The sequence below is a fragment of the Vibrio agarilyticus genome (genome assembly GCF_012641465.1).
GTDB lineage: Bacteria > Pseudomonadota > Gammaproteobacteria > Enterobacterales > Vibrionaceae > Vibrio > Vibrio agarilyticus.
On sequence record NZ_JABAIK010000001.1, the window covers coordinates 439510 to 461004 of the forward strand.

17 protein-coding genes and 2 tRNA genes are annotated in these 21495 nt (G+C 48.6%); 10 read left to right on the forward strand and 9 right to left on the reverse strand.

The window, feature by feature from the left end; all coding sequences use genetic code 11:
* The first annotated feature begins 186 nt into the window (after nt 1-186).
* Nucleotides 187-2796, forward strand: coding sequence for a heavy metal translocating P-type ATPase (locus HGP28_RS01885; RefSeq protein WP_168834730.1), 2610 nt, complete (start codon nt 187-189; stop codon nt 2794-2796).
* 386 nt (nt 2797-3182) lie between these two features.
* Here HGP28_RS01885 and HGP28_RS01890 read toward each other — a convergent pair whose 3' ends face one another.
* Entirely contained in the window at nt 3183-5855 is a 2673-nt protein-coding gene (locus tag HGP28_RS01890) for a beta-N-acetylhexosaminidase (protein WP_168834731.1), read from the reverse strand.
* Nucleotides 5856-6298: 443 nt separating this feature from the next.
* Here HGP28_RS01890 and HGP28_RS01895 point away from each other — a divergent pair, with 443 nt between their 5' ends.
* On the forward strand, nt 6299-7162 hold the full coding sequence (locus tag HGP28_RS01895) for a TraB/GumN family protein (protein ID WP_168834732.1): 864 nt from the start codon (nt 6299-6301) through the stop codon (nt 7160-7162).
* Nucleotides 7163-7884: 722 nt separating this feature from the next.
* On the opposite strand, the gene HGP28_RS01900 is transcribed toward HGP28_RS01895, so the two are convergent.
* A tRNA-Pro gene (locus HGP28_RS01900) sits at nt 7885-7961 on the reverse strand.
* A gap of 576 nt (nt 7962-8537) precedes the next feature.
* On the opposite strand from HGP28_RS01900, the gene smrA reads away from it, so the two are divergent.
* Nucleotides 8538-9116: a DNA endonuclease SmrA gene (gene smrA, locus HGP28_RS01905; protein WP_168834733.1), complete on the forward strand. Its 579-nt coding sequence runs from the start codon at nt 8538-8540 to the stop codon at nt 9114-9116.
* Between the two features lie 174 nt (nt 9117-9290).
* Nucleotides 9291-10394: a 23S rRNA pseudouridine(2604) synthase RluF gene (gene rluF / locus HGP28_RS01910; protein WP_168834773.1), complete on the forward strand. Its 1104-nt coding sequence runs from the start codon at nt 9291-9293 to the stop codon at nt 10392-10394.
* 64 nt (nt 10395-10458) lie between these two features.
* Here the strand turns inward: rluF and ybaK are convergent, their stop codons facing one another.
* The 7 genes from ybaK to hemA all read right to left on the reverse strand — a co-directional run bounded on the left by ybaK (nt 10459) and on the right by hemA (nt 16560).
* Nucleotides 10459-10944 (reverse strand): Cys-tRNA(Pro) deacylase, encoded by a 486-nt coding sequence (ybaK, locus tag HGP28_RS01915; protein WP_168834734.1) that lies wholly within the window; start codon nt 10942-10944, stop codon nt 10459-10461.
* Between the two features lie 71 nt (nt 10945-11015).
* Entirely contained in the window at nt 11016-11867 is an 852-nt protein-coding gene (kdsA, locus tag HGP28_RS01920; RefSeq protein ID WP_168834735.1) for a 3-deoxy-8-phosphooctulonate synthase, read from the reverse strand.
* A 14-nt stretch (nt 11868-11881) separates the two neighbouring features.
* Nucleotides 11882-12691: a SirB1 family protein gene (locus tag HGP28_RS01925; RefSeq protein ID WP_168834736.1), complete on the reverse strand. Its 810-nt coding sequence runs from the start codon at nt 12689-12691 to the stop codon at nt 11882-11884.
* Between the two features lie 18 nt (nt 12692-12709).
* A complete protein-coding gene (locus tag HGP28_RS01930) occupies nt 12710-13096 on the reverse strand; it encodes a SirB2 family protein (protein ID WP_168834737.1) in 387 nt (128 codons plus the stop codon).
* Nucleotides 13097-13335: 239 nt separating this feature from the next.
* Complete coding sequence (gene prmC / locus HGP28_RS01935) at nt 13336-14184, reverse strand: peptide chain release factor N(5)-glutamine methyltransferase (protein ID WP_168834738.1); 849 nt, start codon at nt 14182-14184, stop codon at nt 13336-13338.
* On the reverse strand, nt 14184-15272 hold the full coding sequence (gene prfA, locus HGP28_RS01940; protein WP_168834739.1) for a peptide chain release factor 1: 1089 nt from the start codon (nt 15270-15272) through the stop codon (nt 14184-14186). Before prfA ends, prmC begins: the two co-directional genes overlap by 1 nt.
* A gap of 28 nt (nt 15273-15300) precedes the next feature.
* On the reverse strand, nt 15301-16560 hold the full coding sequence (gene hemA, locus HGP28_RS01945) for a glutamyl-tRNA reductase (RefSeq protein ID WP_168834740.1): 1260 nt from the start codon (nt 16558-16560) through the stop codon (nt 15301-15303).
* Nucleotides 16561-16718: 158 nt separating this feature from the next.
* Between hemA and lolB the strand changes: the two genes are divergently transcribed.
* The 6 genes from lolB to HGP28_RS01975 all read left to right on the forward strand — a co-directional run bounded on the left by lolB (nt 16719) and on the right by HGP28_RS01975 (nt 21495).
* Entirely contained in the window at nt 16719-17348 is a 630-nt protein-coding gene (gene lolB, locus HGP28_RS01950; RefSeq protein WP_168834741.1) for a lipoprotein insertase outer membrane protein LolB, read from the forward strand.
* Nucleotides 17330-18220, forward strand: a complete 891-nt coding sequence (gene ispE, locus HGP28_RS01955) for a 4-(cytidine 5'-diphospho)-2-C-methyl-D-erythritol kinase (RefSeq protein ID WP_168834742.1) — start codon at nt 17330-17332, stop codon at nt 18218-18220. The genes lolB and ispE overlap by 19 nt, the downstream gene beginning before the upstream one ends.
* A gap of 38 nt (nt 18221-18258) precedes the next feature.
* Entirely contained in the window at nt 18259-19203 is a 945-nt protein-coding gene (locus HGP28_RS01960; protein WP_168834743.1) for a ribose-phosphate diphosphokinase, read from the forward strand.
* A gap of 151 nt (nt 19204-19354) precedes the next feature.
* Nucleotides 19355-19945 carry an aminoacyl-tRNA hydrolase gene (pth, locus tag HGP28_RS01965; RefSeq protein WP_168834744.1) on the forward strand — a complete coding sequence of 197 codons (591 nt, stop codon included), beginning with the start codon at nt 19355-19357 and terminating at the stop codon, nt 19943-19945.
* A 10-nt stretch (nt 19946-19955) separates the two neighbouring features.
* Entirely contained in the window at nt 19956-21047 is a 1092-nt protein-coding gene (gene ychF / locus HGP28_RS01970) for a redox-regulated ATPase YchF (protein WP_168834745.1), read from the forward strand.
* Nucleotides 21048-21436: 389 nt separating this feature from the next.
* Nucleotides 21437-21495 (forward strand) — tRNA-Met (locus HGP28_RS01975).

Below are 21495 nucleotides of genomic sequence, written 5' to 3' on the forward strand. Positions count from 1 at the left end.
TCACGCCCACGGTCTGTTAAAGACAAAAGTGGCGACATTTTACCACTGCCGCGCAATTCTACAACCAGTTGACCTGCAAGCGATTGCCAAGTCTCTTAATGATAACTCACCATCAATATCTCCGTGCTTGACCTTACCCCTGAGGCAAGGTTTATTCTGGTTGTATTCTAATTTGTGAGATTAACCATGAGCCAATATACTCTCGCACTCAGCGGGTTAAATTGTATGGGTTGCGCAGGCAAAGTCGAAAAAGCGCTGCATGAACAACATTGCGTCACGATCAGCGCCCTTTCCCCTCAATCAATTACCTTTGAAAGCGAAGACGCGCTGACAAGTATTATTGCGACAATACAATCGCTTGGCTTTAACGCAGAGCCAATGGCGCCATCACAAGCGTTCGACTCACACCAAGAGCTTCAGATCTCCAATGCGTCTTCTACTGCCGTAACATCCGCTTCCCATGAAGCCTTAGAGCCAACGGATAACGTGCCTGTGAACCTGACTTATCACACCGTAGAGCTGCTGATCCAAGGCATGACTTGCGCCAGTTGTGTCGCCTCGGTCGAAAAAGCTCTGGTTCAAGTGAAAGGGGTCACCAAAGCCCAAATTAACCTTGCTGAGCAGAGCGCGCTGATCATGCTCGAGCCATCTGCGAAAACGGATAACAAGGCACCCACGCAAAACTCAATCACGCTCGAACTGATTCAAGCGGTAAAACAAGCCGGATATCAAGCTCAAGAAGTACAAGATCCTCTGCTGCAACAAGCGCAGCAGCGTCAACAAATGGCAGCCACTTTGCACCATCACCGCCGCTCGGCAATCATCGGCCTTGGCCTTGGCGCGCCCTTAATGCTGTGGGGATTGCTTGGCGGCAGTATGATGATAGCCTCGGCTCAAGACCAACTAGGCTGGGGAAGCATCGGGCTTTTATGTTTCATCATGCTTGCCACGGCGGGAAAATCCTTTTTTGTCAACGCGATTGGCGCAATTCGTCATGGTCGCGCAACAATGGATACTTTGGTGGCATTAGGTACAGGAGCAGCTTGGGCCTACTCTATGGCCGTTGTCCTTGCCCCTAACTGGTTTCCTAACGCATCACGGCATGTTTACTTTGAAGCCAGTGCCATGATCATTGGTTTAATTTCATTGGGCCATTATATTGAAGCAAAAGCGAAAGCCAAAACTACACAATCGCTGCAAGCTCTGATCCATTTGCAACCTCAGCAAGCCACGCAAATCACGCCACAAGGCGATGAGATCATCGATGTTAAACAGATCACCATTGGCATGCGCTTGCGCCTAAAACCAGGGGAAAAAGTGCCTGTCGATGGCCAGGTGATTGAAGGGAATAGCTATCTTGATGAAGCCATGCTGACTGGTGAGCCATTACCGGTACACAAAACAGCAGGCGAAAAAGTCTCTGCGGGAACACTAAACCAAGATGGCGCGCTGGTTATTGAGGCGACTGGCGTTGGCGCCAATACCATGCTTGCTCGCATCATTCGTTTGGTGCGTGAAGCGCAAAGCAGTAAGCCAGCCATCGCCAAATTAGCCGATCAAATCTCGGCCGTGTTTGTGCCCGTCGTGGTGACCATTGCTGTCGTCGCTGCGTTGATTTGGTATTGGTTTGGCCCGGCGCCCCAAGCCAGTTACATGCTGGTTGTTGCAACTACCGTGCTCATTATCGCATGTCCTTGCGCTTTGGGCTTGGCAACTCCATTGTCGGTTACCGTTGGCATAGGAAAAGCGGCGGAAATGGGCATATTAATCAAGGACGCCGACGTCCTGCAATCGGCCAGCCGCATCGATACCGTTGTGTTTGATAAAACCGGCACGCTAACCCAAGGTAAGCCGAGTGTTCAAGCCTTTTTTGCGTTAAACAACGACCAAGCACAGGTGTTGCAGTTAGCGTATTCTGCTGAAATTCACTCCGAGCACCCGTTGGCAAAAGCCGTGTGCGATTACGCCAAAGCACATTCAATTTCAGCCCTCCCTGCGACAGACTTTGCCAATTGGCGAGGAAAAGGGGTGCAAGCATACATAGACCAACAACGCGTTGTTGTGGCATCACGTCACTGCCTTGTGCAGCTTGGGATCAACATCGATGCGGCCGCCGATGCACTTGCCAGCTGTCAAGCGCAAGCATGGACACCATTATTGGTGGCGATTGATAATGAGCTTGCCGCGGTGATTGGGGTTTCAGTTCCACTCAAAGCCGAATCAAAACACGTTATTCACACGCTTAAAACTCTTGGCATTCGTACCATTATGCTCACCGGTGACACTCATGCGGTTGCTAAGGCTATCGGCAATACTCTGGGCGTGGATGAGGTGCTAGCCGAAGTTCTGCCCACCGAAAAAGCCGAGCATATTCGCCAATTAAAAGCGCAAGGGCACTGTGTTGCCATGGTCGGCGATGGGATCAATGACGCGCCGGCGTTGGCACTGGCTGATGTGGGCATTGCGATGGGTAGCGGTAGTGATGTGGCGATTGAAAGCGCGCAAATGACGGTGCTTAATTCATCACCTATGGCGGTGGTTAATGCCATTGCACTATCAAAAGCGACGCTTAAAAACATGCGGCAAAACCTGCTTGGTGCTTTTATTTACAACACATTGGGCATTCCGATTGCCGCTGGCGCCTTATATCCTCTGTTTGGTTTTTTGCTGAGCCCTGTGATTGCAGGCGCGGCGATGGCGCTTTCATCAATCACGGTGGTCAGCAATGCAAATCGCTTACGTCGATTTGACATCCAAAACAGAAAATTCGTCGCAAATGATACCCAAGCGAGCTGAAAATGCAGCGATACCCAAATCACTTGGAGATGCAGGTAGGCGATAAGCAAGCAAAGCCTCTGAGCACTTCGTGAACATAGATAAGCTTTAGGATGAGGTTTGCGAGTACAAATCAATAACGCTACAGCTTTAAATAAAATGGGCTAACCGAGATCTCACTCCTGCCACCAAGGTTCAATAGGCGCAGGTCGGGCTATCTGGCCTCAGTTGATGGGAATGAGCGGGCCATTAAACGACAAAGAGTCCAGAGATTTGGCGCGCCAAACCGCTGAACTCTTTTTAAGTCACTACGCTGGGAAGAGAGCAGAACAACCTGAGACGCCGGCTTAGCAACGTACCGCCAAGTCGAGGCCAATCAAAGACCTAAGCTAGGCCGACGACTCAAGTTATTTTTTAGGGTGCGACTTGTCGACTAATATTGCGCGGCTGTTTTTTTCACCTGACGCGGAAACGCTACGCACCCAAACCTCTCCAGAGATGGTCGGACGTTCTACCTCTGAATAGGTTTGCCAATTTTGACCATCAGTTGAATATTGCAAACTCACTCCCGGAAACTGAACATTCATCATCAGTTTACCTGCTTCAATAATTGCACCAGGAACAGGGAGACGATAATCAATGTCTGACTTTTCCAACTTGGCCAATTCGCGTTGCCCCATCACATTGGCAAAACGTTGCCACTCTCGATGCAAAGCCACTTTATTAACTAGATCGGTTTGCTGTGTGTATTCCACGCCCACTTGATAGTCATTTTCCCATTCTCCGCGGTGCCATGCGCGTTCTGCTGCCGCAAGCACTCGAGGAAAGACCATGTATTCATATTGTTCATCCGTGCGCACCGTCTCAGACCAAAGCTGCGCGGATAAACCATGGAACGTTTGCACGCCGGTCGTGCCTTTCCCGCTAAATCCGTTGCCATCGCGATCCACCGAGGTTTCGGCATTTTGAGGCAAGTTTTCCGGTGCAAATCCAAACATCTTACGCGTGTCGGTTGCGCGCGTTCCCCAGTAGTAACCCCGCTCTTGCGCATCCACTTCATACGGGAAATCCATATATACATAATCTGGGTTTGACAAAATCAGATCATACCCCTTTTCCGCCCATTCATAAGCTGAGGCATTTCCACCCCAATACAACACATCCCAGAAGTTAACGCGCGTATTGGCAGTCGCAAAATCACTCGCCCCGCCTTTGTTGTATTTCAAACCATCTTGCCACGCTTGAAAACTTGGTAACCCCTTATTTGCGGCAATTTGAGAAACTTTTGCGGCAAAATAACTTGGCAAGTGACCATAATCTGTGACAACACCATTTTCAATCAAGCGCGCACATTCAGGAGAACGAGCAAACGGTTTGTCTTGCTTTGATAAATCAATGCTCCCTTTCCAAGCCACCGGATTGGCGTCATGAATATCTTGGAACCCCGCGCCGAGTTTAATATTTTTTGCCTCATCACCACCAAAGTGCCAAGTTGTCAAAGGCATACCCGCTTCGTTATGCATTGCCATTACTTCAGAGATGACTTTATCGACAAAGCGAGTGGACGAATCCATGCAAGGGTTGATGAAACTTTGTCGATTGTAGAATTGCACTGTCGTCACGTTTGATGTGTCGTTGGGATCCATCAAACGATATTCATTGGCGGCGGCTTCATTGCCTTCGTTCATCAAACGAGTGTAACGCGCTTCCATTGAGATAACCGCAGCGCGAGCGTGGGCTGGCATATCAATTTCTGGAATGACCTCGATGTGACGTGCCTTAGCGTATTGTAAGATCTCAACATAATCAGCTTTACTGAAAAAACCAGAACCGAAATTGTCACTATCCGGGCCAGAACCTAACTGGGGTAAAAGGCAAGTTTGCTCATTAAGATCAAAACAGCGCTGACTACCAACGTTGGTGAGTTCAGGCAATCCCGGAATTTCCAAGCGCCAACCTTCATCATCACTCAAATGAAGGTGCAACTTATTCATTTTGTATGCGGCCATTTGATCAAGTGTGGCTAAAATCGCCGCTTTTGAATGGAAGTTACGCGCAACATCAACCATGATGCCGCGATAATCAAAACGCGGCGCATCCTGAATTCTCAATTTCGGTAAAGACGTCGTATTATTGCTATCCATAAGTCCAAAAACCGACTGCACCGCATAGAACGCGCCAGCTTGATCAAACGCAGTTACCTCAATCCCCTCATCGCCAATCACCAGTTTGTAGGCACCAGAGCGAGCCATCTCGCCTGAAAATGTCTCAGATGCAAGCACAACACTCATCGGCAAAGCGCCGTCAATATCAACACCAATCACCTCAGCGCGAGTCTCAAGTGCTTGCCATTGCTCCTCCGTAAACGGGGCTTTACTCAATGCAATGCCATTGGCAAGCTTCACCGTTCCTTGAGTAGCTTCAACGTAAAGTGGGCTTGGGATCAAGGCTGTCGAAACATCTTCAAACTGAGTGTCGACATTTTTTTCATAACGCGTCGCCGCTGTGGCGATGACATTGTTGTCATCCGGAGTGCGTTTTAAATTATCACCACTAAGGCCAGACACAAAAGCGCCTATCTCTTCAGTGTCTAACGATGCGATGCGTTTGGGTTCAGCATTCGGGGCAGTAACAAAGGCACCAGGGAAAAAGTCAGTCGCAAATAACTGCCAATATTCACCAACATAAGGAATTTCGATCACTTCCCCAGCGGCAAAACCATCAAATTTTTCTGTTGGCTCAAGCTTGTGAAGATCGCCAGTAACACGAGTAATCTTAAATTGTTCATTTTGTACATCTAAGATCAATCGAACACTGTGAAAATAAATTGCCCAATCTTTTGCTGCAACGGCCTCACCTTCATTGATTAGTGTCATTATGACTTTATTGCATGAGGCCCACTCAGCACCCAAATCTTGACAGGCGATACCCTCATTTGCGCCGTGATTCGTCACGACCTGGTAATGAATATCTAGGTTATTTGCCAACGTGTTAACCACGCTCTGCTCCGGTGACTGCACCGTGGCACAGCCAGCAAGCGTCGCGACCATCGTTGCCGCAATGAGATTCCGTTTGAACATCTTACTTACCCCTAAAAAATACGCGTTCGCCAAAACAGCAAACAAATCGTGAGGCAAAGATACGCTCAGTTATTTCTTGCCGTAAAATAATTAGTCCAATTTAGTGATCTCACTCGCAACAAGATGTCAAAAACCCATATCTCCAAATACAAATCAATGAGTTAAGCGCAAGCCAACTCTTCATTAATTTGCGCAAATAAAAAAACAAAGCCGATCAATTTCACACTTTTATGCAGCAAATAAATCCAATGACGTGACTTAACACGCAAAATAAACTCATTTATTTCGAGCGAGTTATCATAAATGGTTACAAATTTGCACATGAGATCTCACTTTCTAGGTCGATTTAACTCATTCCCAAAAAAGAACATCGTCAAGAATCAGCCATTCATTACACTTGGCATATTGTGGTTCATTTTCCCTTTCATCAAAGGAGTCCGCTCATGCGTCGTTTCTGGTTTGTTCTGCTGAACGCTTTTTTACCAATATCACTGAGTGCAGCCCCTGCCGTTTGGGAAATAACTCAGCATCAGATGACGATTCGCATTATTGGCTCAATCCACGTTGGCGACGCGAGTTTCTACCCATTGCCGAAAGCCATCACCGAGCCTTTAACCACCGCAGACGGCTTAATTATTGAAGCTGACCTCTCCACCACCAAGCCACTACGCTATCCAAAAACCGACATCACAACCGATGCAATATTGACCCAGCCTCAGAAAAAAACACTCGAACGCCTTGCTAACACATTGGGGCTACCCGCAGCCCCATTACTGGAGTCAGCGCCTTGGCTGACGGCAGCAACCATAGAACTCACTTTGGCGGCGAAGGCTGGGATGACTCCTGAATATGGCGTTGACCAACATTTGGTCGTTTTAGCGCAGAAAGACGGCGTGCCACTATTGCCTCTTGAAACTGCGCAATACCAGCTCGATTTGCTCACTGGTGATGCCGAAGATGGTAAGGCGCTCTTACAAGCCTATTTACAACCTGCGACCAAAAGTGAAGCGAACTTTCGTTGTATGATTGAGAGCTGGCAAGCAGGCAACACTCGTAACTTGGCGCAGTTTGCTAACAATCCGGAAATGTCGAAACCACTCAAAGAACGCTTGCTCTATCTACGTAATCAAGATTGGGCACGTAAAATCATGCGCTGGACGGTTGAGCGTCCAGGCGAATATGTCATGGTGGTGGGCGCCCTGCATTTGGTCGGCCAAGATAATTTGCTTGAGCTGCTCAAAAACCGTGGTTTTAGTGTTAAGCGATTAACCCAAGCCGATCCTATTTCCTGCCACCTACTGCCTTGAGGTCATTCTGCCCATGTGCTTTCTTTGACCTTAAAACGACAAAACCCCGCAATACTGCGAGGCTTTTAAAAGTGGTCGGTGAAGAGGAATTCGACGCGGCTGGGCTTCCAGACCCCGAGACGCTTTTCTTTAGCGCTAAAACGACAAAACCCCGCAATACTGCGAGGCTTTTAAAAGTGGTCGGTGAAAAGGGATTTGACGCGGCTGGGCTTCCAGACCCCGACCCTAGGCACTTTCCTTAGCGCCAAAACGACAAAACGCCGCAATACTGCGAGGCTTTTAAAAGTGGTCGGTGAAGAGGGATTTGACGCGGCTGGGCTTCCAGACCCCGACCCTAGGCACTTTCCTTAGCGCCAAAACGACAAAACCCCGCAATACTGCGAGGCTTTTAAAAGTGGTCGGTGAAGAGGGATTTGACGCGGCTGGGCTTCCAGACCCCGACCCTAGGCACTTTCCTTAGCCCCAATACGACAAAACCCCGCAATAATGCGAGGCTTTTAAAAGTGGTCGGTGAAGAGGGATTTGACGCGGCTGGGCTTCCAGACCCCGACCCTAGGCACTTTCCTTAGCCCCAATACGACAAAACCCCGCAATAATGCGAGGCTTTTAAAAGTGGTCGGTGAAGAGGGATTTGACGCGGCTGGGCTTCCAGACCCCGACCCTAGGCACTTTCCTTAGCCCCAATACGACAAAACCCCGCAATAATGCGAGGCTTTTAAAAGTGGTCGGTGAAGAGGGATTCGAACCCCCGACCCTCTGGTCCCAAACCAGATGCGCTACCAAACTGCGCTATTCACCGAGATTTGCCACCAACTCAACGTCGGTCAACGAAGCGCTATATTACTGAGAATTTCCGTTTTAACAACCCCTCAGTCGAAAAAAAACGCGTAAATGTATCGATTGGTTACTCTCTCAGCAACAAAGTCGTGATTCAACATTTTTTCGCGACCACATACACGCTTTTTGCTACAAATAATTAACCAATTAACCCCAATTGATCCAGATCATCATAAAAAAAGACCAAGATGCCTAAGGTAACCCTGTCGCACCACTTTAACAAACGCGTCTAAATGTTTGGCTAGATCTGTACGCAACAAAGCGCGGTGGCGCTCTCTTCCATCCTAGCCTATTTGAAATCTTCGCGCTTACGCTTTGCTTTCAACCGACGCTTCAGCTTTAAAGTGACAAACGACAAATCTCCTCACTAGACATCGCTAAGTACCATGGTCGCTAACGTAATATACGCAAGCCTTATGTAAAAGCGACTTGTATAGCACCGGAACGCGTTTTCTGCGCGTTCCGTTTTTTATTCAGCCTATCCTTGGCTCTTGGTATACTGAAACCAAAGCACCAACCAATCCCAAAGGGGCTGACGATGTCAAACGATGATCTGGATCTCTTCCAACAGATGATGGGCGATGTAACCCCACTGAATTACGATACGGCAGAGCACAAAAAAAACCACCAAGTGACCGAGACTCATTTAGCCAAACGGGCTGCAGCGGTATCCCTTGAAGGTAAGGACGCCGATGGGCTCTCTCTTGATCACGCGCCGATGCTCAAACCCGATGATATCGTTGAGTACAAACGCGATGGTGTGCAAGATGGCGTGTATCGCAAGCTTCGGCTTGGTAAATACCCTATTCAGGCCAAACTTGATTTGCATCGCAGAACCTTAAAACAGGCGCGCGAAGACGTTCTGGCTTTTTTGCGCCAATCAATGGCATTAGACATTCGCACCGTGTTAATTGTGCATGGTCGTGGTGAACGCGCCAATCCACCCGCCTTAATGAAAAGTTTTGTCTGCCACTGGTTACAACAGTTAACCGAAGTGCAATGCATTCATAGCGCACAACGCTTTCACGGAGGCAGTGGTGCCAGCTACGTTCTACTGCGAAAAAGTGATGAGAAAAAATTGGAAACACGCGAGCGTCACCAAAAACGCCTTGGATGACAGAGTAAAACTGGTACACTAGCGCCCACTTTCGCTGCCTGAATGGGCAGCGTTTTATTGACTCTCCGCTCTCAAGCTTGGTCGCACCGGACTGACAGTGCATCTATTATTGCCAGTAAACCGCTCGACCAAGACCAAAAGCCAAAGCCGTTGGGAAACGTAAACATAATGACCATGCCTCAAGACAATGCCAAACGCTTAAATAAATTTATCAGTGAGACCGGTTTTTGCTCGCGCCGCGAAGCCGACAAATTGGTCGACCAAGGCCGTGTCACCATTAATGGTCATCGCGCCGAAATGGGCAGCAAGGTGCAGCCCGGTGATGACGTTTGCATTGATGACAAGCCCCTAAAAGCAAAAGAAAAACCGATTTATATTGCGCTAAACAAACCAACCGGGATCACGTGTACCACAGAGCGAAATATCGAAGGCAACATTGTTGATTTTATCGGGCATCGTAAACGAATCTTCCCGATTGGTCGTCTGGACAAACCCTCTGATGGGCTAATTTTTTTGACCAACGATGGCGATATCGTGAATAAAATCCTGCGCGCGGGTAACCAACATGAGAAAGAGTATGTGGTTCGCGTCGATAAACCAATCACGCCGGCGTTTTTGACTCAAATGAGTCAAGGGGTCAATATTCTTGATACCATCACGTTGCCATGCAAAGTGACCCAAGAAACCAAGTTCTCGTTTCGAATTGTGTTAACACAAGGGTTAAATCGCCAAATTCGCCGCATGTGCGAAGCGCTAGGTTATGAAGTGTTTAAACTGCGCCGCGTTCGAATCATGAACATTACGCTTGATGGCATCCCTAATGGGAAATGGCGCTATTTAAGCGACAATGAAGTGCAGCAAATTATGGCGATGTGTGAAAGCTCAAGCAGCACCGAAGAGGCGTCGCGAGTGAGTGGTCAAGGGCAGCGCATTCGCCGTGCAACCGATGCCAAACTGTTTGACTCGCGTGAGGAAAACCAAGGTTCCACTGCGCGCCGTAACCAAAAGCCGAAAACATTTAAAGGTAAAGATGCCGATAAATGGCGTCATGCGCCGAACTCAAAAAAAGGTCAGCAGCGACGCGAAGAGACCACAGACCGACGTGCGCATGACCCACGTAAGCCTCAACCTCGAAATAATGAGACAGCGTCTCGGCACGACACCAATGCTCAATCGCAGGCAAAAAAACCACGAGTGACTCATGGGAAGGGCCAAGGACAACACAAAACACGCACGCACAGTGAACGCGTTGGTGGAACATTAAGCTTGAAAAAATAATCACTAACCCAAACCTGCACTTAAGGTGCCGAGACTCGTTATCGGCGCCCTCAAGTGACGCTCATCAAAGCCCAGCCTCCTCGCACAATGGTGCAAACTGGCCGCGAGTCAGCATCAATAAATCGTTTGGCGCAAGCTCAATTTCCAATCCACGCTTGCCTGCGCTGACGCAAATTGTTGCTTGCTCTTGCGCGCTCAAATGCAAAAAGGTGGGTAGCGCTTTTTTCTGCCCTAGTGGACTGATGCCCCCAATCACATAACCGGTGGTTTTTTGCGCGATGTCAGGAACCGCCATTTCCGCTTTTTTCGCTCCGGCCGCCTTTGCCGCCAATTTTAGATTCAGCTTTTTATCAACCGGAATAATGGCAACCGCTAAATTTTTCGCATCGCCATTGAGGCAAAACAGCAGGGTTTTAAACACACGACTCGGATCTTGCCCCAAAACGGCAGCCGCTTCCAACCCATAGCTCTGCGCGCGAGGATCGTGTTCATACTGATGAATGGTGTGCGCTACTTTTTTCTTTTTGGCCAGTAATAGTGCCGGTGTCATAACAACATCCTAAATTGTCGTTCAGATCAAAAAAAGGCCAGCACCGCTGACCTCATATACCCAACGTTTAATTAACGAATTTCGATATCAGCAAAACTTTTAATGAGATCATCCAGTGATTTCATTTGCGCCAAAAATGGCTCAAGTTTGTCCAGAGGTAATGCGGATGGGCCATCGCATTTGGCTTCACTTGGGTTAGGGTGCGCTTCAATAAACAGACCTGCAATGCCCGTTGCCAGGCCCGCTTTTGCCAGTTCAACTGTCTGCTCGCGACGACCGCCAGAAGCCGCGCCGCCAGGGTCGCGCATTTGCAACGAATGAGTCACGTCAAAAATGATCGGGCTGCCGTTTGACGCTTGTTTCATTACACCAAACCCAAGCATGTCCACCACAAGGTTGTCGTAACCAAAACTTGAACCTCGTTCGCATAAGATCACTTTATCGTTACCGCACTCGGCGAATTTTTCAACGATATTACCCACCTGACCTGGGCTCATAAATTGAGGCTTTTTCACATTGATCACAGCGCCAGTTTTTGCCATCGCTTCCACTAAATCGGTCTGACGAGCCAAAAACGCCGGTAACTGAATCACATCCACAACGTCGGCAACCGGTTGTGCTTGTTCACTGGTGTGAACATCAGTGATCACTTTCACGCCAAATGTGGCCTTCAGCTCTTGGAAAATCTTCATCCCCTCGTCCAATCCAGGTCCACGATACGAGTGAACTGAACTGCGATTTGCTTTATCAAACGACGCTTTAAAAACGTAAGGAATACCAAGCTTATTTGTGACATTAACGTAATGCTCACACACACGCATTGCCATATCACGTGATTCAAGAACGTTCATGCCAGCAAACAAGGTGAAGGGTTGGTCATTGGCAACATTGATGTCACCAATGCGGACGATTTTTTGTTCCATTGTCGCTCTCTTAGTTAGTGTAGCGTGGTTAATTTATGACTCATGGCGCTCACTTGGGCCTTGAGGATATCAGCGGCCGGATCTTCGGGGCACTGATCAATAAAATACTGAAAATCCATGGCGGCAACGTCATAGCAATCAAGCTGCTGATAGATAAAGCCACGGTCGCGAATTTCATACGGATCATCGGGCACAAACGTTAACGCCAAATCGGTACAACGCAGAGCCAGAGTATAGCGGCCTTCACGCAGCAGTGCGCTTTTCATCATTGCGAGCCACCGTCCAATCACGGTCGGGTTATCAACCGTGCGCAAGTATTCCGGTTTCATCTTAGCCAATGGGCCTTCACTGCCAATCAGCCAAGCCGCAAGCACTTTTTCACTCACGTACTCGCCTTCAAACGGATTCAAATAGCGAGGTGCTTCATCGTACCAGCGGATTTTAACCAAAAACTGGGTAGGAAACGTCACCCCTTCGAGTGGAAAACCGAGTTTACGGCCAATATATAGGAAAATGGCCCCAAGACTGACAGGCACACCACGGCGACGAAGCAATACTTTATCAATAAAGCTGTTTGCCGAATCAAAATACGCATCACGATCGCCACGAAACGCCCACTCTTGGTAAAACAGACGCAAAAACGCATCAAAGCGCCCTTTTGCATCGCTTTCCATAAAAAGCAGCTGCTCCGCTTCTTTAACCAAGCGTTCAAGTTCGCTCTTAGCCCAAGCCACATCCGTTTCTGGATCCACAGCTTGGTTTAAGGTAAGAGCGCCTTCTGCCAGCTCCATTGCGTCAAAATCTTCGTCAAAATACTCAAACATGAATCGAAATTGCCTCGACTAGAAACCAAACAAAATCGGCGTTTTCGTGATAGCCAATTTAGCCGCCATACCAAACCATCCCAATGCGCCAAAAAACGCCAGTGAGCGTAGTAGCTTAGTTTTGCCTAATTTCAACGCAAAAAATCCTAGTGCGAAATACGCCAAAACACACGTGATTTTTTCGGTCAGCCAAGGGGCCGCTGGGGTGAACGGCATAAAGCCTGTGACAAAGATTAATGCAATGCCACTAGCCAGTAATACGGTGTCATTAATATGCGGAAAAACGCGCAAAAAGCGCACGTTACGTTTTGACGAGTCCATCATCATCAAGGCGTAACGCAGTGTCAGTAAGCCGACGCTGATAATCGCAGTGAGCATGTGAAGATGTTTTAGCGCTGAATACATAAAATATCCTTTATTGTTATATACCCGTCCTACTTGAAGTTGCAGCGGTGTTGACGGGCACTCACAAACCTCATCACATAGTGTATCTATGTTCACGAAGTGCTCAGAGGCTTTGTTCGTTGGCCGCCTACCTGCATCTTCAAGTTGTTTGGGTATAGTCCTTTGCATACGGATACCCACTCGACTGAACATTGTGTGGGTATATTGCCAATGGCTTTGGCTTTCAACGCGAGTAGGCGCTAGATGTAACAGCCTAAGGTCACGCGATCATTGCCAGCATAATCTTGTTCAGTACGCACCTGTTGGTAGCCCAGTTGCGTAAGCAAATTTCGCACCGCTTCGCCTTGGTCGTACCCATGTTCAAACAATAGCCAGCCGTTTGGTTTTAGGTACGAACGTGCTTGCTCACTAATGTAGCGTAGGTCGGCCAAGCCGTGCTCTTGCGCCACCAGCGCGCTAAGCGGTTCAAATCGAACATCCCCTTGCGAGAGATGCGGATCGTCAGGGTCAATGTATGGCGGATTAGACACTATCACGTCAAAACGTTCATCTGCATCAATTGGCTCAAACCAACTGCCTTGGCGAAATTGGGCGTTTTTAATGCCGAGGCGCTCGCCATTTTGAGTGGCAAGGGCTTGAGCCTCTAGCATCAGATCAACACCGATCACTGTGCGCTGAGGTAACTCGTGCGCCAAAGCCAAAGCAATCGCCCCTGTTCCGGTCCCTAAGTCCAAAATCGGTCCCTGGCTATGCTGCGCGCACACTAATGCCAACTCGACCAACCGCTCGGTATCGGGTCGTGGGATTAAGGTGGCAGGCGAGACCTTCAGCGGCAATGACCAAAATTCGCGTTCACCCACCAGATAGGCAACCGGCTCGCCAGTAAGACGGCGCTGCATTAACTGGTTAAATTGCTCTGCCTCTTCAGCACTGAGGATTTTTTCAGGCCAAGTCAGCAGATAGCTGCGCGGTTTGCCGAGCACGAAGCAAAGCAGCACTTGCGCATCCACCTGCGCTGAAGGGCTGCCCGATTGCTGCAATTGTCCCACCGCATTTTTCAGCGTTTGCTCAAGCGTCAGCGGGGCCATTAATAACCTTCAGCCAGTGCGGCAAGCTGATCCGCTTGATGCTCTTGAATAACTGGGTCAATCAAAGATTGTAAATCTCCTTCCATCACTTCCGATAAACGGTAAATGGTGAGGTTGATTCGATGATCTGACACTCGGCCTTGCGGATAGTTATAAGTACGAATACGGTCGCTACGATCGCCAGAGCCCAACAAGTTACGACGCGTGTCTGACACTTCTGCCGCTCGTTTGGCTTCTTCAGCTTGTGCAATACGCGCGGCAAGCACCGCCATCGCTTTCGCTTTATTTTTGTGTTGTGAACGCTCGTCTTGACACTCAACGACAGTGCCGGTTGGTAAGTGAGTGATTCGAATCGCTGAGTCTGTGGTGTTGACGTGCTGACCACCGGCACCAGAGGAGCGGAAGGTGTCAATTTTTAGATCGGCCGCTTTAATTTCAGGCACTTCCGCTTCTGGAATTTCTGGCATCACCGCCACAGTACACGCCGAAGTGTGCACGCGGCCCTGTGATTCGGTTGCCGGTACTCGCTGCACGCGGTGACCGCCCGACTCAAACTTAAGCACGCCATAAGCGCCATCGCCGTTCACTTTGGCAATCATCTCTTTATAACCGCCGTGCTCCGCCTCATTTGACGACATGACCTCGATGCGCCAACCTTTTTTCTCAGCAAATTTGCTGTACATACGGAAAAGATCACCGGCAAAAATGCCCGCCTCATCACCGCCCGCACCCGCTCGAATTTCCAAAAAGCAGTTACGATCATCATTAGGATCGCGCGGTAGTAACAAAATTTGCAATTCATCGCTCAAGCGCTCAATTGCCGCGCGCGCTTCTTTCATTTCCTCTTGCGCCATTTCGCGCATTTCTGCGTCATCTTCTTGCGCCATATCTTCTGCCGCCACCAAGTCGTCTTGCGCTTGTTGGTAAGCTTGGAAGCATTTGGTTATCTCTTCCAATTGAGAATATTCTTTGGACAATGCGCGGAATTTGTCTTGATCGCCAATCACGCCAGGATCGCCAAGCAGGTGTTGAACCTCTTCGTAGCGTTCAACCAGTGTTTCAAGCTTAGTCAGAATAGAAGCTTTCATAGGGTATTCATCTTACCGATAAGTCAGGTTATTTGGGGTCATCCAAGCCGAGGCTTTGGCGGATCACCGATAATTTATTGGGCTCGCCCTGTTCGGCGGCCTGTTGTAATGCGCGAGTTGGCGCGTGGATCAATTTATTGGTTAAGCGGTTACTCAATTCAAGCAGCACTTTTTCAGGGGCCGCTCCCGAGGCTAACGCTTGCAGCGCCTTTTCCATCAATTCATGACGCACCGCATTAGCTTGTTCGCGATAATCACGGATGGTTTCAACTGCTTGCAATGAGCGTAACCAAGTCATAAAGACGGCACTTTCTTCACTAACAATCGCTTCCGCTTGAATCGCTTCAAGTTTGCGTTGCTCAATGTTGTTATCAATGATCGACTGCAAATCATCCACGGTGTAAAGGTAAGCGTCGTTCAGCTCGCCCACTTGAGATTCCACATCACGAGGCACAGCAATATCAACCAATAACATCGGCTGACGCTTACGTTTTTTTAACGCCGTTTCCACCATACCTTTGCCGATAATTGGCAAGGGGCTGGCGGTCGAGCTGATCACAATATCGGCACGCGCAAGGTGGCTTGGTATATCAGACAGCCCTATCACTTCGGCGCCAAATTGCGTAGCAAGAGACTGCGCTCGCGCAGCGGTGCGATTTGCGACTATCATGCGTTGGCAACCATTTGCCGCCAAATGTTTTGCCACTAACTCGATGGTTTCGCCCGCGCCCACCAATAGCACCGTGGATTTTGCCAAGGATTCAAAGATATGCTTAGCAAGTGTGCACGCCGCATAAGCAACCGAAACAGCGTTGCCACCAATGTCCGTTTCGGTGCGTACCCGTTTGGCAACCGAAAACGTTTTTTGAAACCATTTTTCCAACGCAGGGTTGATTGCCGTATGCTCACGAGCTTGCGCATAGGCTTGCTTAACTTGTCCGAGAATTTGCGGCTCACCCAAAATCAGCGAGTCTAACCCACACGCGACACGCATAAGGTGCTTAATCGCGGCTTGGTCTTGGTGCAAATACAAGCTTGGTTTTAGCGCGTCACCACTGACGCCGTGAAATTGCTCCAACCAAGCGATTAATTCTTGCTGAGCACCCGCTTTAATATCGCAATAGATTTCCGTGCGATTGCATGTCGAGACAATCACACTGCCATTGACCAATCCATTGGTACTCAACTGCGCCAAAGCCTTGGGCAATTTATCAGGGCCAAAGGCGATTTTTTCTCGCAATTCGACAGGCGCTGTATTGTGATTGATACCAAGAGCGAGCAAAGGCATTGACGATGGATTCTCGGGCAGGAAATAAAAATAAGAGCCGAATTTTACTGTAACGTTGACGTTAATGAAAGGGTGAGCCGGATTTGTTTTCCTCAGTTCGTGAGTTCAATGCTATAGTCAGCCTTCAACCTTCGAAATTTGACTAACAAGTAGGCAGGATGTCACTAAAATCGCTCATTGCTCTGATGGTTCTCACTCCCCTTTTGCTCCTTGGCTGCAGCTCCGTACCGCAATCCACGCTTCCAGTACAGTGGCAGCAACACCAAAAAACACTTCAGCAAATTGATCAGTTCCAAGTGACCGGCAAGTTGGGGTATATCAGTCCAGAAGAGCGCCAAAGCCTGAATTTCTTTTGGCATCACCAACCGTATTACAGTGAGTTGCGGCTCACCACCGTGTTAGGGCAAACCGCTTTAAAACTGGCTATCTCGCCTGATGGCGCGCGTATTACCACTTACGAAGACGATGTGTTCGAGGGCCAAGATGCGACCTCACTCATTTATCGTCTGACAGGCTTACGCATACCCGTGACGCAACTGCCTGCGTGGCTGCTTGGCCTGCCACAAGATGAGCAGCAATTTACGCTTAATGACCAAAATACGTTGGCCTCACTGACAGCGGAATCCACCCGTCAAGGCGTAACGCGTGCGCCATGGCATATTGCCTACCAGCGCTATCGTGATATTGACGTCAATGGCGAGCGTTTACCGCTGCCAAGTAAATTGCAGCTGACTCAGGGCGATATCAAACTCAACATTGTCATTACCAAATGGACTGTAACCCCATGATGATTACCAGCCACTGGCCATCACCTGCAAAACTGAATCTTTTTCTATACGTGAACGGCCGCTTACCTAATGGCTACCATGAGCTGCAAACTCTGTTTCAATTTATTGACCGCTGCGACACATTGAGCATCACGCCTAATCACAGTGGGGAGATCACCCTGGCCAACCCTTTACCAGGTGTTGCCAACCAAGACAACTTAATCTGGAAAGCGGCGCGCGCGCTGCAAATCAAAGCGCAGCAAGACTCTTCGCAGCGCTCGCTTGGCGCTCATATCGAGATCGCAAAAATCTTGCCCATGGGGGGAGGTATCGGTGGTGGCTCGTCCAACGCCGCAACCACGTTAGTGGCACTTAATGAGCTTTGGCAGCTCAACTATGATTTCGATACGTTAGCGGAGATAGGCCTGCATCTTGGCGCCGATGTGCCGATATTTGTTCGCGGACACGCTGCGTTCGCAGAAGGTGTTGGCGAGAAAATCGTCCCTGTTGATATTCCAGAACGCTGGTTTGTTGTTGTTCGGCCGAAGGTGAGCATTGCGACGGCTGAAATTTTTCAGCACCCAGACTTAACTCGTAACACCCCTAAGCAACCGATGGCACAATTAATTAAAGGAACTTACGGAAACGATTGCGAAAAAATTGTTCGTTTGCTCTATCCGGAGGTTGATAAGCAACTTTCATGGCTGCTACAATATGCGCCGTCAAGATTGACAGGGACAGGATCGTGCGTATATGCCGAGTTTTCGAGCAAATCGCAAGCAGAGACTGTTCTTGCCCAACTCTCTGACAGTGTCTCTGCGTTCGTCGCTCAAGGTCGAAATGTTTCGCCACTGATTGAGGCACTGGCTGACTACCGCTCAGCAAAATACTGACCTACTTAAAAACTGGATGCAACCCTGAGGTTTCCACCGTGCCTGATATGAAGCTATTTGCTGGTAACGCAACACCTGAACTAGCCCAACGTATTGCTGATCGCCTTTACATCTCTCTTGGTGATGCTACTGTTTCTCGCTTTTCCGATGGCGAAGTTGCAGTACAAATCAATGAGAATGTTCGTGGTAGCGATGTTTTCATCATTCAATCGACTTGTGCTCCAACCAACGACAACTTGATGGAGCTGGTTGTAATGATTGACGCAATGCGCCGCGCTTCAGCAGGCCGTATTACTGCCGTTATTCCTTATTTCGGCTACGCGCGTCAAGACCGTCGCGTTCGCTCTGCTCGTGTGCCAATCACCGCAAAAGTGGTTGCTGATTTCCTTTCTAACGTTGGCGTTGACCGCGTATTGACCATCGATCTTCACGCTGAGCAGATCCAAGGCTTCTTTGATGTGCCTGTAGACAACATCTTCGGTACGCCTGTTCTCCTTGAAGATATGAAAGAACGCGGCCTGGAAGATCCAGTCGTAGTGTCTCCTGATCTTGGTGGTGTTGTACGTGCTCGTGCAACGGCTAAAGCACTAGGTGATATTGACATTGCTATCGTAGATAAACGCCGTCCACGTGCTAACGTTTCTGAAGTGATGAACCTTATCGGTGATGTTGAAGGCCGTGACTGTGTTATCGTCGACGATATGATTGATACTGGTGGCACGTTGTGCAAAGCCGCAGAAGCTCTAAAAGAACGTGGTGCAAAACGTGTATTTGCTTACGCGACTCACGCGGTATTTTCTGGCGACGCTGCGAAAAACATCAAAAACTCTGTGCTTGACCAAGTGATTGTCACTGACTCGATCACGCTTTCTAAAGAGATGGCGGCAACAGGCAAAGTGACTCAATTGACTCTATCCAGCATGCTGGCTGAAGCCATTCGTCGCATTAGCAACGAAGAGTCAATTTCTGCGATGTTTAACTGATAGGCACCTTCGCTTAACATCAGTTACACAGCCTAAAAATTTAAAAAGCATCTCAATCTGAGGTGCTTTTTTATTTACATTGCTATAGCCGAGCGACGCTTTTTGTGTGCTATCATACGGCGCTTTTGCAATTCACTAAGAGAATAATACCGTGACGCCGCAGATCAAATTGTTGGTTGGCCTTGCTAATCCGGGGCCTGAATACGCGAAAACTCGCCATAATGCGGGAGCGTGGGTCGTAGAAGAACTCGCTCGTGTTCATAGCGTCACGCTAAAAAATGAACCAAAATTTTTTGGTTTCACCGGACGTATTACGCTCAACGGGCAAGATCTTCGCTTATTGATCCCGACCACTTTTATGAATTTGTCCGGCAAATCAATCGCCGCCGTGGCTAAGTTCTACCAAATAAAACCGGAAGAGATCATGGTAGCGCATGATGAACTCGACTTACCTCCGGGTATTGCAAAATTCAAATTGGGTGGCGGTCATGGTGGTCATAATGGCCTTCGTGACACCATCAGCAAACTGGGCAATTGCAAAGAATTTTATCGCTTACGGATTGGCATTGGCCATCCTGGGCACAAAGACAAGGTTGCCGGTTATGTGCTGGGTAAAGCCCCAACAAAAGAGCAAGAATTGCTTGATGCGGCCGCCGATGAGTCGGTACGCTGCCTAGATATCTTGCTGAAAGATGGCTTAGCAAAAGCACAAAATCGACTTCACACGTTCAAAGCGGAATAAGGTTACTATCATGGGTTTTAAATGTGGCATCGTGGGTTTACCAAACGTGGGTAAATCGACTCTGTTTAACGCACTGACGAAAGCGGGTATTGAAGCGGCAAACTTCCCGTTCTGTACCATCGAACCAAACACAGGTGTGGTACCTGTGCCGGATCTGCGTTTGGACGCACTGGCTAAAATTGTGAATCCGCAACGCGTTCTACCAACCACCATGGAATTTGTTGATATCGCAGGTCTTGTGGCAGGCGCGTCACGTGGTGAAGGCCTTGGCAATAAATTCTTGGCTAACATTCGTGAAACCGATGCTATCGGTCACGTTGTGCGCTGCTTTGAAAACGACAACATCATCCATGTCGCAGGTAAAGTTTCGCCAATTGAAGACATTGAAGTGATCAACCTCGAACTGGCACTGGCTGATCTTGATTCGTGTGAACGCGCTATTCAGCGTAACGCGAAAAAAGCCAAAGGTGGCGACAAAGATGCCAAGTTCGAACTAATCGTACTTGAAAAACTGCTACCCGTTTTGACTGAAGGTGGTTCTGCGCGCACGGTTGATCTATCAAAAGAAGAATTGGCGGCAGTAGGCTACCTAAACTTTTTAACCCTAAAACCAACCATGTACATCGCTAACGTCAACGAAGACGGTTTTGAGAATAACCCTTATCTTGATGCGGTACGTGAGTTTGCGGCAAAAGAGAATAACGTTGTGGTTCCAGTGTGCGCGGCTATCGAGTCTGAAATGGCAGAGCTTGAAGACGACGAACGCGAAGAGTTCTTGGCGGATCTTGGCATTGAAGAGCCAGGACTAAACCGCGTGATTCGTGCCGGTTACGAACTGTTAAATCTGCACACTTATTTCACCGCAGGTGTCAAAGAAGTACGCGCATGGACTATTCCTATCGGTGCCACCGCGCCAAAAGCGGCGGGTAAGATCCACACTGACTTTGAAAAAGGCTTCATTCGTGCAGAAGTGGTCGGTTACGACGACTTCATTCAGTACAACGGTGAAAATGGCGCCAAAGAAGCGGGTAAATGGCGTCTTGAAGGCAAAGAGTACATCGTAAAAGATGGCGATGTGGTTCATTTCCGTTTTAACGTGTAATAGGCACAGCCTCATCTAACGCACACCGAAAATTCGGTTTCTAAAAGCCAGCAGCCTGCTGGCTTTTTTTATACACCGGATATGATAAATGTCGGTGTAAAAAGCAACCAATGCACTCCAACACTTATTCCCTCTTGATTAACAACGAAATCGCTCCCACTAAAGTGACGATAAAATTCGACTTTTTCGCTCAGTTTTGGATGACAAATACGCCTTTTTGTGCAAAAAGACATCGAACAATTGATTTGTCAGATTTTTTCAATAAAAAACTGTTGACGCTGTTCTCTCATATCCGCATAATTCGCCCCGTTCCCGCGAAGTCATCAGCCTTTTACGGAGCAGCGTTTTGAAAGATTAGCTTTCAGATTAACGCACCATTATGGCTACGTAGCTCAGTTGGTTAGAGCACATCACTCATAATGATGGGGTCACAGGTTCGAATCCCGTC